Source organism: Phormidium sp. CCY1219, assembly GCF_035615515.1.
Classification (GTDB): Bacteria; Cyanobacteriota; Cyanobacteriia; order Cyanobacteriales; family Laspinemataceae; genus CCY1219.
The window spans coordinates 38498-52218 of sequence record NZ_JAJENT010000524.1 but is presented as its reverse complement, the minus strand read 5'-3'; the positions used below and the strand labels follow the sequence as shown (position 1 = coordinate 52218).

Here is a 13721-nt window from a genome sequence, read left to right as displayed (position 1 = left end):
GACCTGCCCACCGGCGATCGCGCCGCCCACCTGCAACGGGCAATTGAGTGCTACCAAGCCGCCCTCACCGTCTGGACGCCGGAGCTCTTTCCCCTGGAGTGCCTGCAAACCGCTCGCAATTGGGCCAACCTAGAATTTACGGAAGGGCATTGGCAAGCGGCCTTAACCCAGTACCAGGTTGCCATTGAAGCAATCGAACGGTCTCGCCGTTCTGCCCTCAGTGAAGACCGTCGGCAGCAGATTGTGCGAGAGTCTCTTCATGTTTACGAAAACGCCATCCAAGCGGCTATCAACCTCAACCGCATCTCCACCGCCCTGGAAATCGTGGAACGAGTGAGAGCCAAACGCCTGGTAGACTTGATGGCCACTGCCGACCTCTATCAAGGGGGCGATATCCCCCGGGAAGTGCGGCAATGCCTGCAACGTCTGGACGAGTTAGACGGGGAAATCCTGCAAAAACGTCAGGAATACCGGGAACCAGAAACGGCAGACAACCCCCCATCGCCAGGGGACGACCCGCAGACCCCCTCCAAGTCCCGGGTTTCTCACCGCCGCCAACTGCGCGCCGCCACGGAGGTTACGGTTGAAATTACCCACCTGGAAGACCAAAAACAAGCCATCCTCGACCAACTCAGCGGCATGGATGAAGCGGTTGCCAAACTGCGGGAACTCCAACCGCCGAAACTGGCGGATTTTCAACCCCTCCGGCAAGAGAAAACCGCCCTGCTGAGCTTCTATACCACCGATGCGGATACTCATATCTTCATCCTCCGCCCGGGAGCGCACCAACCCCACTGCTTCACCTGCAAAGGACAGGGCTACGAAACCCTACAAGGGTGGTTGTGGGAAAAGTGGGTGGTTCCCTATGCCGGGTATGGCGGGCAGAACGAGAAACCCAAACCGCGCAAACAAAAATGGAAACGGGAATTCCCCAGATTGCTGGCCGAACTCTCCCAACGACTGGAACTCGATCGCCTGATTCGAGAGTACCTGGAAGACATGGAGGAACTGGTGCTGGTGCCCCATCTGTTGCTGCATCACATCCCCTTCGCCGCCTTGCCCTTAAATACCGCGAAACAAGGCCAATCCCAGGCGCAACAGCCCACGGCAGCGGCTTTCCCCGAAACATATCTGGGAGATAAATTCCTTCTGCGTTATGCCCCCAGCTTGCAAGTGCTCGGCTTTTGCCACAATCGCCCCTCGGTTTCCGATGCCACCTATGCCACGGCAGAAAACGCCACCGATGACCTGCCTTTCAGTTGTTTTGAAGGGATGAAAGTGGCGGAACTGTTCCAGGTTGACCGACAACGGCGACTCATCGGGGCCAACGCCACCCGGGAAGCGTACCGCCAGTTACTCGCCACTGCCAACTGCCTGGTCAGCACTCACCACGCCCAAAGTCGCTTTGACAATCCTCTGGAGTCCGGGTTGCGGCTGAGTGATGGCACAATTAGCGTCAGTCAACTGTTTTCTCCGGCTTGGCGTTTCCGGCAACTGGAGGAGGTTTACTTGTCTTGTTGCGAAACCGGCCTATTTCTGCCCCGCAGTGGAATTGACGAACCGGTGGCGGTGAGTACCGGCTTCCTCTGTGCCGGGGCGCGGGGGGTGATTGCCAGTCAATGGTCGATTTACGATTGTTCCTCGGCGTTGCTGTCCAGTTTGTATCACAAATACCGCCAGCAGGGGCGGAATCGTCCCCGGGCGCTGCAACTGGCACAACGGGAGATGCGGCAAATGACCGGGGCGGAGTTTCGCGAGCATCACAGCAAGGCGATGAAACGGGCGGTGAAGGCGGAAGGGGAACGCCTCGACAAGAACGGGAAACCAGTGGAACCAGCAACCGATGCAGAAAAGTTGATTCGCCAGTATGCAGCGGATAAGGGATGCCCGTTTCAGCATCCCGTGCATTGGGCCGGTTTGGCGTGCTATGGATTGGGGTGAATCCGCTGGTGAGCGTGCCCTCCCCTCCATGACGGTGGGATCTGCACGTAGATGGATTGGGGGGGGAGGCGGAGCCTCGAGCGGGGCGTTCCCAGCATGTGCTGGGAACGAGTTAAACAGCCAATAGTTTCTTTTACTGGGAGGTCAAACATGCAATTGATGAGGGATAATCGTTTCCAGTCCACTAACTTGAGGAGGGGAACGGTGACAGAGGATTTGAATCATCCTATCCACGAAGAGTTGAAAGGGATTTTTCGCGAGGCGTTACGGGCGAAGTCAGCCAAAGCGCGCAAACGCCTGCGAAAGCAGGGATTGCGTCGAATGATGCAAGCGCCACCGGGCTGTTTTTGGCGGGGGGAAGCCCCGCAGTGGGATAACGACCTTCTCTATCTGGAAGCTTCCCATCGCGCCTGGGACTACATCGAGCGCAAAATCAATGGTGAGATTCGCGGGAAAGGGACGGCGGCGGAAAAAGCCTATGACCCGGATAAAGGCGGTGCTAGCCCGATTACCCTTTGGAATAAATATTGCAAGGGAGAGTATCGCAGGTTCCGGCAAGAACACCAAGCGTCGATTCATTCTCACCCCAGGGATGCCAGAACGGGAGAACGCCTGAATCTGGATGAGGTGGCTGTTCCCGATGGGGATATCCCGCGACTGGAATTGGTCCGCGAGGAGTTTGAAACCGACCCTACCGGGGAGTTACGGAGAACGTATGTCCGCAAGAGTCCACCGCCTCCGATTACGGCGCAAGCGGTGCTGCTGAAGATTTATGATTGTGCGTCTTGTGGGGAAAAATGGACTTTGAAAACAGTGGCGGCAGCGTTTGACATGCCGCCAGGGGCGATGAATTCAGCCTGGAGTCGCACTCTGAATCCGCTACTGAAACGGATGGGCGATCGCCTTCGCGATCGAGTTTAATCTCATGTCTGGAGCGATTCTCACGAAAGGAATGAGTCGGCGCGGGGGAACGATGGCGCTGTGGCGCATGGCTTGGCTCGGGCTGGCTCACGTGCGATTTCTATCCCGGGCGTTGATTGTAATTTCCCCATTTTGTCGATTGCTTTTGCACACTCACAGTATTTGAAGAGGTTGATTATGACTGCCGAACTGAACGTGGCACAATTTGGCCAAAGGGTTCCGATTCCCCCGAGTTTACACCAGCGCCTCGCTGAGTTGACCGCTGGTGTGAGTCCGGAACGAGTGGAGGGGGTTCGTCAACGGGCGATCGCTGTTTGGGTGGTGGCTCGCTATCTGAATCGTTTTGGCTATGATTGTCGGATAGATAACAGCAGTGCTTGGAATCTCTATTTGCAGGTTCTCTCAGATTTTGCAGAGTTAGAGATTTTTGAGGACCAGTGCTTTTTAGGAACGGTGGAATGTCTGCTACTTCCGCCGGATGTGGAAAGTTTGGAGATTCCGGAACATTTGGTGATGGGCGATCGCATCGCCTATGTTGCAGTGGAAGTGAACCCGCAACAGACTTGGGGGGCGATCGTGGGTTTCACCCCGGCCCTAGAAACCGAGTTCCCAGAACTGAGCTTCGAGCGAGATGAACTCTTTTCCGCAGATAGACTGTTAGATTTACTGGAAATGGCCGAACCCTTGGCAGAAAATGCGGTTTTTTCTGAGTTAGAATCCTATTGGGAAAAACAACAGGCGAGTTGGTCGGAGCAACGGCGACAAGCGATCGTGGCCAAACTCGAGCGGGTTTTACTGGTAAAGGATATTGAATCGTTACAACTCGCATCAGCGGCTCAGGAATTAGAAGCCTTAATCCATGAAGACACTGGGGGCACGGTAGACCGAGAATTGGCATTCAGGGAGGAGGATGACAGGGAAAGCGGCGATCGCGCTGAGTTATACTCGATTTTGCGGCGAATTTTTCACTCTGTGCGAGAGGCGTTAGAATAAATACCAGCTTGGCTGGAAAAAGCCCCGCCCCCAGGGTGGGGTTTTTGCGTTCGGAGCCGCTCTGAGGCGAGTTATGTGTGGTTTGTCCTATATTTTTGGCCTGAATGATGGGGAGGAAATATAAGCAGGTGGCAGGCGGTGTGCTGACAGTGAGTGAGTCTGTAGGAAGGTTGAAAAAATGGCATGGGCGAGCGATGGGGATATAATATCTGGCGGGTTGGCAAAAAGGCGGGGGTTGAGGGCGGTTGATAGAATGAGGCAGAGCTTCGGGTGGGGTGCCTCTGCTGCACCGGAGAAGGAGCGATCGCGAATCACTCAAGGGAGTTAAACGGCGCGAACAATTCTGATGGATATGCCCTGCGGCGATCGCAACGCATAAAAAATCGCCTCCCAATAATAAAAAGAGTGTTACCTCAAAGAGGACAGGATTATGACCGATCGCGTAGATTATCATCCCAACTGTGGCGATCGCCGGTTTCCCAACCCCACTCGCCAAGGCTCGAAAGTGCGAGTCTGCCAGCACTTCACCCGCCACATCCGCGTTTTAATTCCCACCACCGAGGATATCGACCATCCCGCCAATACCGCCGCATGGGTCGATCGTGCCAATCAGCTCTTCTCAGCGCATTTTGGTGGAGCAACCTGCAAACCAGCCGCTTTGGGCTTTTACATCAGCGAAAATCACGGATTGGTCAAAGAAACGGTGTTTGAAATTGAAGCTTGGACGACTGAAGTGGGTCTGAAACAAGCGAAAGCAGCCCTTGAGGAGTTATTGGCCGAAATTTTAGTAGAATTGGGTCAAGAGACGGTGTTTTTGGCGGTTAATAATGAAGCCTATTTGGTGACATTAGCCCCGGGCAAAACTCAGGCGGCTTAATGCGATCGCCAGAGTTACAGGGTGCAAGGGTTCGTAGAAACTCTATTTGCATGCAGATATCTTCTAAAAACGGTTTGAGCATCATGGCCAAGGGCAATAAACCCATGAGTTACTGTTTTCCCAGATTAAGGTGTGTGGCCCCCGCGACTGAATGGGTAGGGCGATCGCCCAATCGAATCCGGGGGTCACGCACCAACGCCTAACAGCCATAAAAAAACGCCAGCCGATCGCGAATTTTTCCGGAAAATGCGATCGGCTATACTGCTTTTCTCTGTCAAACCCCGAATATAGCAATAGACCTTTCAACCCATTGAAATATGACGCAATCTCTAAAAGCACCCCTTGTGGGAATTACCACCTCTGGTCGAAATGGAGCCACCGCTTTTTCCCTGATGGCGATCTATGTGGATGCGGTGCGTGCGGCGGGTGGCGTCCCGGTGATGTTACCGCCGGGAGAACCGGATCCGGAGGCGATTTTAGACCGATTAGATGGTTTGATTTTATCTGGCGGTGGGGATATCAACCCCGCCTTATATAACGGGACGGCGCACGAATTCACCTACAATATAGACCGAGAGCGGGATGAATCGGAACTGGCTTTGGCACATTTGGCACTGGATCGAGATGTCCCGGTTTTGGGAATTTGTCGAGGGATGGAACTGCTGGTGGTGGCCTGTGGCGGCACGTTAATTGCTCACATACCGGATGAGTATGGCACGAAAGTCAACCATCGCCTGAATCCCTCCCCGGGACTTCTTTATCCCTCGCAGCACTATGTGAGAGTTGCGCCGGGAAGTCGTCTGGCGGGGATTGTGGGGAATGCGGAATTGGCGGTGGTGTCGTGGCATCACCAAGCGGTGCGGACGATTCCGCCCGGTTGGCGAGTGGTGGCACATTCGGTGGAAGATAACGCGATCGAGGCGGTGGAACATCAGCACTGTGGGTTTGCGATCGCGGTTCAATGGCATCCGGAACTCTCGCCGGGGGATACTTCTCATCAGCGGATCTTTCAATCCTTGGTCGCCGCAGCACGTCAGCGATCGCAGTTGCCCTTCCAAGAAGCGATCGCCTAATCAAGTGCGGTCGTGCTTGTGCGAACTTCGGCGAGGCGCACCCTCGGGAGTGGCGTTCCCCCCTCGGGGGAACGAGGCCAACGAATCACCCTGTCAGGGGCTTAATTCCCTGCCGAAGCTTGACGCAGATTGTACTGTGCGGGTTGGTAATTCGGGTCTAATTCAATCGCCCGCTCAAACTGGACGATCGCCGCTTCAGTTTTCCCTTGCTCTTGCAGCACCAACCCCAACCCATTATAGGCCAAAGTGTGAGCGCTGGCGGGTAAGGCGGGACGATCGGGGTAACTGAGGGCTTGCTGATAAGAGGCGATCGCCTCGTCGAGATTGCCCTGCTGGCGATAGACCACCGCCAAACCATTATACGCCGTTGCCAGTTCCGGTTCGATGGCGATCGCCCGTTGATATGCCTGCAGCGCTTCATCCCAATTTTCTTGGCGGCGGAACATCACCCCCAAGTTATTATATGCTTCTGCTAAATTCGGATTGATTTCCAGGGCTTGACGATATGCCGCGATCGCCTCGTCGATTTTATCCTGACTTGCCAGCGCTAACCCCAAATTCAAATAAGCCTCGGGATACTCGGCATTATACTGAATCGCTTGCCGATAAGTCGCGATCGCCTCATCCAACTGATTCTGACGTTGCAGCAAGAGACCCACTTTCACATAGGCTTCTGCGTCGTCGGGATTGAGTTCGATCGCCCTGCCATAGGCCGCGATCGCCTCATCCAGTCGATTGGCCGCACTCAGTGCCACCCCTAAATTATAATAAGTCTGCGCTTGATTGGGATTGATTTGCAGCGCTTGGCGATATGCCGCGATCGCTTCCCTGGCATTATTCAACTCATTATACGCATTTCCCAAATTATTATAAGCGCTGGCATTCTCCGGATCGATTTCCAGGGCATTGCGATAGGCGGCGATCGCATCCTCCACTCGCTCCTGATAAAATAAAGACAGTCCCAACCACACATAAGCTGCCGCATCATTGGCATCCTGGGCAATCACCTGACGCCAGATTTCTGCCGCCGCGTCAAAATTGCCCGCATTAAATGCGGCATTGCCTTGCTGATAAAGCTCTTCCACAGTTTGACCTACTGCCAATTGTGGCGTCATCGCCACGGACAAGGCCATAACTAAAGCCATTAACTTCGGCGATCGCACGGGTTCACCTCCATCCATTGTAGCCGAATAAAACGCAATGTATCCTCTAACTATTCCACCTGAAATTACCAGTAGAAAAACGGGCTTGCAGCTAAGAATCAAACCGGGAGAGTCATCAAACACTCTCCCGCCACCCCCCACATTTTACCCGGATTAAACTGCGGCAAATGCAGGGCTTAACAAACTTTCAAACAACTTTCTGCCATCGGTGGGACCGAGCATGGGATCCGAGGCGCGTTCCGGGTGGGGCATCATGCCCAACACATTCCCTTGGCGGTTGCAAATCCCGGCAATATTGTTCAAAGACCCATTGCAATTCCCCGCCACATTGACTCCCCCGGCGGGCGTACAATAGCGGAAGACTACTTGGTGATTGTCTTCCAGTTGCGCCAGGGTATCTGCATCGGCATAGTAGCGCCCCTCGCCATGCGCGATGGGAAGGGAGACCACTTCCCCGGGGGAATATGCCGAAGTCCAGGGCAAATCGGTATTTTCGATTTTCACCGACACCGGATCGCAGATAAAGTGCAAATCCCGGTTGCGGATCAGCGCCCCAGGTAGGAGTCCCACCTCAGTTAGCACTTGGAAACCGTTGCAAATGCCCAACACCAGTTTGCCGCTTTCGGCATGGTTGATAATTTCCGGCATTACCGGAGAAAACTGGGCGATCGCGCCGCAGCGCAGGTAATCCCCGTAGCTGAAACCTCCCGGGAGAACCACCACATCGAGATCCGAGATATCCGTTTCCTGATGCCATACCAAGCGCGTGGGTTGGTTGAGCAACCCTTGCGTCACCCACACCACATCGCGATCGCAGTTCGAACCTGGAAAAACGACTACGCCAAATTTCACGCTTTTGCCCCCGCATTCATGGTTGCAGACACTTCATTCAAATCGAAGCGATAATTTTCAATCACCGGATTTGCCAAGAGTCGATCGCAAATCCGATCGAGTTGTTCTCTCGCCTCCTCTTCGCTACCCGAGGAGATAGTTAGTTCGATGTACTTGCCAATCCGTACCCCCTCTACATTGTCATATCCCATATTTTGCACCCCAGACTCTACAGCGGTTCCTGCCGGATCCAACACCGAGGGACGCAGAGTAACATAGATATGAGCCTGATATTTTTTTTGAGTCACAGCGATTCGCCCTCAATTCTTGCGATAATGCTTAACAGTTGCTGGTGTCTCTTTCATTTTAATCCCCGAACTCGCAATATTTGCGTTTTCGTTTTTCACCTCTTGTGGTGTTAAATTATTAATTCACCCAGGCTCACCCAGAAAAAGCCGATAACCACAGTGACCATGACAGTCAAACGCACTCGCTCTCAAGAACGGATTCTCAACCTGCTTACCACCCTGGATCGCTCGATTTCGGCTCAGGATATGTATGTGGAGCTACGCAAGCGCAATCAAGGGGTGGGACTGGCAACGGTGTATCGCGCCTTGGATGCGTTGAAGCTCGAAGGAGTGGTTCAGGTGCGGACGTTGGCAAATGGCGAGTCTGTTTATAGCTGCATTCATCAAGACCAGCATCACTTGACCTGCTTGCAATGTGGCGCATCCATTCCGATTGATGAGTGTCCGGTTCACGAGTTAGAAAACCAGCTACAAACCACGCACCAGTTCAAAGTATTTTATCATACTTTAGAATTTTTTGGTCTGTGCGATCGCTGCGCTCTCGAACAGGAAAAAGACTCCACTGCAGAATAGAATTCTCCGAGGTTGTGTACTGCTCACCCCCCACCTAAAGCGAGGGATTTTCTGTGCTTTTTAAGGGTTAAAAATCGACTCAAAAAAGCCGACTAAATCTCGAATTGAATAACTTTTTTAAAAGATATTTTTCGGGGCAAGCGAGGAATTTTTTGGTCGGAGAACGAGTCAAAGAATCACGAAAGGATGAAGGAAGTTATTTTTCCTTCATCCTCGGGGGTTTAGCCGTTAGACGGTTTCGCTATTGTTCGGTTGTTCGCTGACAATCGAGCGCATGCCTTCCAAGGTAGCTGGGATAGTGCGCGGGTCCATAAACATCACCTTACTGCTATCGCTGCTGCCAATTTTCAAGCCCATTTCAATATAATTTTGAGCCAGTAAAAATTGTAGGGATTCGCGAGCTTGCGGGTCAGTTTTCAGGGTTTTGGCAATAATTTGCAGTGCTTCTGCAGTGGCTTGAGCTTTCAGCACTTGTTCTTGACGTTGAGCTTGTGCTTTGAGAATAATCGCCTTTTGTTGCGCTTCAGCATCGAGAATAGCTGCTTTTTGTCGTGCTTCTGCATCTAACACTTGCGCCTCGGCTTTACCTCGGGCATTGTTAACCGCAGAATCCCGTTCCCCTTCCGAGGTTAAAATAGCCGCGCGCTTGCGACGTTCCGCCGCCATTTGCAATTCCATCGAATCCTGGACTGCCTTCGAGGGAACGATATCGCGCAGTTCCACCCGCGTCACTTTCACCCCCCAAGGGTCAGTAGAGATATCCAGTTCTCGCAACAGGATTTCATTAATTTCCGTGCGGGCGGTAAAAGTTTGGTCCAGTTCCAGTTTGCCCATTTCCGAGCGAATTTGAGTCAGCACCAAATTGACCATTGCCGACTGGAGATTTTCTACCTTATAATAGGCTTTCTCCATATCCATAATCCGCCAATACACCACCGCATCCACGGTAATTGCCACGTTATCCCGAGTGATACATTGCTGCGGGGGAATATCTAATACTTTTTCGCGGATGGTTTCTTTGAAAACCACTTGGTCTAAAAAAGGCAGCACAAAGTTGAGACCGGGTTCGAGTTTTTTGCCGCTATATTTTCCCAAGGTTTCCACCAAGGCTTCGTTTCCTTGGTTGATGATTTTGACCGAGCCGGCGATGCCAGAAAATCCGAAAAGAGCGGCAGCAATGATAAAGATTGATTCCACGTTAAACCTCCGGGTTTGGGTTTGTTAAAATCGTCGTATCGAGGGAGAATAGCGGGGATTTAACCCCAGGGGAAGCCTCAGAAACGCCGGATTAGAAAAAAGCGATTTACGAATGCAGGAGAGATTCGGGAACGACAACCAAGGTATTGCCTTGGCGGCCCACCACCAGAACTTTTTGATTGGGTGCGATCGCCAGTTGGGGGTCGTCGCAACGCGCTCGCCAGGAGTTACCATCGTAGAGGATCCGTCCCGCTTCTCCGGGGGGAATTGCGGTTAAGGTTTGGGCCTCTTGGGCGTCGGCGAGGGTATGAGGGAGTTTGCCGCGAGACAGGATCCGGCGGGATAAGAAAATCGAACCTGCCGACAGTGCAATCCACAGTACCACCTGGAGGGCGAAATTCGGCACCACCAGAGCGATAGCGGCGACGGCGAGGGCACTCAAACCCATCATAAATTCCACGAAAGCGGTGGGGACAAACAGCTCCATCAAACAGAGAATTGCCCCCAGCAATAACCAAAGGATTGTTGGACTCATTTGATAAACCATCTGTAATAGAGTCGGGGTGGCGTTGATTGGCATAATGTCACCTTATGGGGTGAGGTTGGTATGGCGGTGCAACCTGCGCGATCGCGATCGCCGTGCTTGCGAGAACTTAGGGATAGAATTAGGGTGATGTTTTTCTAGTCTAAACGGCATCCCCGATCCAGTAAGGGGTAATTCATCCAGTGTCTCTAGAAAAACCGAGAGCCGATCGCCGTTGTGGGTATCCCGGACCGAAGCAGAGTGTATTTCGTTCCGGTCAGCTCAAATCCGTTTTAGCTGGTGTCAGCCCTTTGATGCTAGCGCGATCGGGCGCTCTTCACACTGTTGTGTACCACCTCGTCTAGTTTATGAGCAGTTTTGAGCCGCTGTTGTCTTGCCCTAATCCCGCTTGTGGCAAACCGGATAACGCCTTGGGGAGTCGGTTCTGCGAATCCTGTGAAACCCCGCTGATTTATCGCTATTTGTGGGCGGTGGGGTCAGCGGCGGCCCAGTATCGCGAGGAATGGGTGGGCGATCGCTATGCTGCGATCGCGCCGCAAATATGGCTCGATACCCAACCGGCAACGCCACCGTTTTTCCCCGAAGACCTGCCAGAAGCGATTCTTCCCTATCTCAAATTATATCCACTGCAACTCCACATTCCCCAAGTGTATGGCTTTTGTCCCCTGGGGGACCAAACCCAATCGGCAAATCTGCTATTACTCGAGAATGCCCCCATCGATGGCAAAAGCGGCACCCTCTATCCGGCAATGCTAGACCTGTGGTCGGAAGCGCCACCGGTGCGCCAAGTCTATTGGTTGTGGCAAATTCTGGAATTGTGGACGCCCCTGGTAGAAGTCGGGGTCGCCTCGAGCTTACTGCAAGCGGACAATATCCGGGTGCAGGGGTGGCGCGTGTGGTTGCGCGAACTCTATGCTGATGCGGGTTTGATTACCAAACCGGATTTGCAGGATCTCGGCTATCACTGGTTGACTTGGGCGGGCAAGGTTCCCCCACCCCTGGGCGATCGCCTGCAAGACATCGGCAAGCAAATGCGCCGTCCCGATGCGGATTTATCCGCCATTCTCCCCCAAGTCAATCAACTGCTGCTCGAACTGGCGGGTCAGTTGCCCTTGCGCTGGCGCGTCGCCGGTCTGAGCGACTCTGGCCCGCACCGACACCACAATGAAGATGCCTGCTATCCGACTTTAGCCGATTTATCGCAAGACGGACAAAAAAGCAAGACCCCTCTGCTCGGTCGCTTGTCGATGGTCTGCGATGGCGTCGGGGGTCACGAAGGCGGTGAAGTGGCTAGCCAACTCTCGGTAGAATCGCTCAAACTGCCTATCCAAGCGTTGATGGCCGAAATTGCCGACCAACCGGATCTGGCCAGCCCAGAACTGGTCAGCGAGCAACTCGAAGCGATTATCCGAGTGGTGAATAACACGATCGCCGCCCAAAATGACCAGCAAGGACGCGCGGAACGTCAGCGCATGGGCACCACCTTGGTTTTGGGTCTTCAGCTTCCCCAATCGGTGCGAAGCGAGGAGGGCATCGAGAGCGAAAACGGTCACGAACTCTATCTCGCTCATGTGGGGGACACTCGCGCCTATTGGATTACCCCCCATTACTGTCAGCGCCTCACGGTGGATGATGATGTGGCCACGCGCGAAGTCCGAATGGGGCGATCGTTTTATCGCGAAGCCCTGCAACGACGAGACGCCGGGGCGCTAACGCAAGCCCTGGGCACCCGCGATGGGGAACTGCTGCGCCCCCACATTCAGCGCTTTATTGTGGAAGAAGATGGTCTGCTGCTGCTGTGCTCTGATGGGTTGAGCGATAACGATCTCGTGGAGCAGTATTGGGGGGATTTTGTGGTCGATGTTCTCAATGGGGAGATGTCTGTGGAAGAGGCGGTCCAAGGTTGGCTAAATCTGGCGAATGAAAAAAACGGTCACGACAATACCTCGGTGGTTTTAACCTATTTCCGCATCTCTCCCGAAAAGTTGGTGCTGTTCGATCCCACACAATTGCCCTCCGAGTCTTCCGAAGCGGAAATGTCTCGCGCCTCTCAAGCGCTGCTTTATGAGGAGGAGTCTTCCGAGGAAACCGACAGCGGCGATCGCCCCGCTTCCTCCCCCTGGAAAATCCCCCTGCTGTTAATCGGAGTGATGCTCGTCAGTGCTGTGGTCGGCTTTGCTCTATGGTGGCAACTCGCCTCCCCCGGATCCGATTCCTCACCGACACCTATCGAAAATCTCGATGAATAATTGCTCTGTCTTCCCCACCCTGTAGGGGTTTGGGGTGAATTCTTCATGCAGATTCACCGCCTCATCCCTTAACCGGGGTCTCGATATGAGAAGATAGAAAAGCTGTTTGAGAAGATACTGTAAACTTGCACTGTTATTCGGTGCAGAAAGTTAGAGACACAACACCAGGTTTAAGGATATGAAAGTTGGCGATCGCGTTCGCGTCATCCAGTCTGTTATCGTGTACCACAGTCCCAAAAATCGCAATCAACCCTATGACGTACAGGGTGAGGAAGGGGAAGTGATCGGCTTCGCTAACGAATGGCAAGGCAGACCCGTTAGCGCTAACCTACCCGTGCAAGTCCAATTTGATAAAAAATTTAAGGCCCACTTCCGAGAAGATGAACTAGAGGTTATCTCTTAGGCTCTTCTCTTGCCATCGGATTTGTGTCGCCGAACCTTTCCCCACTGATTTCGGAGCGATTTTCATTAGCAATTAGCACCCGCTAATTGCTAATTTATAATTAAAATTTATCTTTTGCCTCGGCTAAACCAACCCAAAATATTGATGTCCCCCCGCATTTTCTCCAATTCTCGGCGATGACATTCTGCACTGTCCCGGTACCACTGGCAATAATTCTCAAACTCTTCTCGATATTCCAGTTCTTCGTAAAACTCCCGCGTGACTTGCGCCGCTTGCAAGCTTTCAGCGAAATTTTGCGGCGTTGGCGTGATTTGAGGAAACTCTTTGGGAAGCATAATTTTTTTCTATAAGCGCTTCATCTATCATTCCCCACCGTCTCAGGATTCCCGATCGATGGACTTCCATCTTAGCACTCGCCTCTGACAAAGGAGAGAATTTAGAATTTAGAATTTAGAATTTACAATTAGGAATGGGTCGAGAGCAGCAATTGTGCTAAAAAAGCAGCCTGAAAAGTGCGATGGTTCGCCATCCCGTTGTTTTTTGTATAAAACTCGAACCCTAAAATCGCACATAAAGTAATTTATAGCATGTTTTATGCACGAACGACCGAGAGAAAATGTAAGGACACGACACTGCCGTGTCCTTACA

Annotated in this window: 14 protein-coding genes; 8 read left to right on the top strand and 6 right to left on the bottom strand. The window is 52.9% G+C overall.

The features are described 5' to 3' along the window. The 5 genes from LKK83_RS14015 to LKK83_RS13995 all read left to right on the top strand — a co-directional run. Positions 1 to 1941: CHAT domain-containing protein (locus LKK83_RS14015; RefSeq protein WP_324631795.1), on the top strand; the 1941-nt coding region annotated here is incomplete at its 5' end. 204 nt (positions 1942 to 2145) lie between these two features. Continuing rightward, entirely contained in the window at positions 2146 to 2862 is a 717-nt protein-coding gene (locus LKK83_RS14010; protein WP_324631794.1) for a hypothetical protein, read from the top strand. A gap of 177 nt (positions 2863 to 3039) precedes the next feature. Next, entirely contained in the window at positions 3040 to 3855 is an 816-nt protein-coding gene (locus tag LKK83_RS14005) for a DUF1822 family protein (protein ID WP_324631793.1), read from the top strand. 430 nt (positions 3856 to 4285) lie between these two features. Beyond that, positions 4286 to 4732 (top strand): hypothetical protein, encoded by a 447-nt coding sequence (locus LKK83_RS14000; protein ID WP_324631792.1) that lies wholly within the window; start codon positions 4286 to 4288, stop codon positions 4730 to 4732. A gap of 317 nt (positions 4733 to 5049) precedes the next feature. Further along, on the top strand, positions 5050 to 5805 hold the full coding sequence (locus LKK83_RS13995) for a gamma-glutamyl-gamma-aminobutyrate hydrolase family protein (protein ID WP_324631790.1): 756 nt from the start codon (positions 5050 to 5052) through the stop codon (positions 5803 to 5805). A gap of 101 nt (positions 5806 to 5906) precedes the next feature. Here LKK83_RS13995 and LKK83_RS13990 read toward each other — a convergent pair whose 3' ends face one another. The 3 genes from LKK83_RS13990 to purS form a co-directional block, all read right to left on the bottom strand. Beyond that, positions 5907 to 6986 carry a tetratricopeptide repeat protein gene (locus tag LKK83_RS13990; protein WP_324631789.1) on the bottom strand — a complete coding sequence of 360 codons (1080 nt, stop codon included), beginning with the start codon at positions 6984 to 6986 and terminating at the stop codon, positions 5907 to 5909. A gap of 135 nt (positions 6987 to 7121) precedes the next feature. Then, the gene (gene purQ / locus LKK83_RS13985; protein WP_324631788.1) at positions 7122 to 7820 is read right to left on the bottom strand and encodes a phosphoribosylformylglycinamidine synthase subunit PurQ; all 699 of its coding nucleotides are present in this window, start codon (positions 7818 to 7820) and stop codon (positions 7122 to 7124) included. After that, positions 7817 to 8107, bottom strand: a complete 291-nt coding sequence (gene purS / locus LKK83_RS13980) for a phosphoribosylformylglycinamidine synthase subunit PurS (protein WP_324631787.1) — start codon at positions 8105 to 8107, stop codon at positions 7817 to 7819. Before purS ends, purQ begins: the two co-directional genes overlap by 4 nt. A gap of 165 nt (positions 8108 to 8272) precedes the next feature. Between purS and LKK83_RS13975 the strand changes: the two genes are divergently transcribed. Further along, positions 8273 to 8680: a Fur family transcriptional regulator gene (locus LKK83_RS13975; RefSeq protein WP_324631786.1), complete on the top strand. Its 408-nt coding sequence runs from the start codon at positions 8273 to 8275 to the stop codon at positions 8678 to 8680. Between the two features lie 228 nt (positions 8681 to 8908). Here LKK83_RS13975 and LKK83_RS13970 read toward each other — a convergent pair whose 3' ends face one another. Beyond that, on the bottom strand, positions 8909 to 9877 hold the full coding sequence (locus tag LKK83_RS13970; protein ID WP_324631785.1) for an SPFH domain-containing protein: 969 nt from the start codon (positions 9875 to 9877) through the stop codon (positions 8909 to 8911). Between the two features lie 106 nt (positions 9878 to 9983). Continuing rightward, positions 9984 to 10412, bottom strand: coding sequence for an NfeD family protein (locus LKK83_RS13965; protein WP_324631784.1), 429 nt, complete (start codon positions 10410 to 10412; stop codon positions 9984 to 9986). Positions 10413 to 10768: 356 nt separating this feature from the next. Between LKK83_RS13965 and LKK83_RS13960 the strand changes: the two genes are divergently transcribed. Both LKK83_RS13960 and LKK83_RS13955 read left to right on the top strand, forming a co-directional pair. Then, the gene (locus LKK83_RS13960) at positions 10769 to 12670 is read left to right on the top strand and encodes a protein phosphatase 2C domain-containing protein (protein WP_324631783.1); all 1902 of its coding nucleotides are present in this window, start codon (positions 10769 to 10771) and stop codon (positions 12668 to 12670) included. A gap of 178 nt (positions 12671 to 12848) precedes the next feature. Beyond that, a complete protein-coding gene (locus LKK83_RS13955) occupies positions 12849 to 13073 on the top strand; it encodes a ferredoxin-thioredoxin reductase variable chain (protein ID WP_324631782.1) in 225 nt (74 codons plus the stop codon). Between the two features lie 107 nt (positions 13074 to 13180). Here LKK83_RS13955 and LKK83_RS13950 read toward each other — a convergent pair whose 3' ends face one another. Continuing rightward, positions 13181 to 13408 (bottom strand): hypothetical protein, encoded by a 228-nt coding sequence (locus LKK83_RS13950; RefSeq protein WP_324631781.1) that lies wholly within the window; start codon positions 13406 to 13408, stop codon positions 13181 to 13183. Between the last annotated feature and the right edge of the window lie 313 nt (positions 13409 to 13721).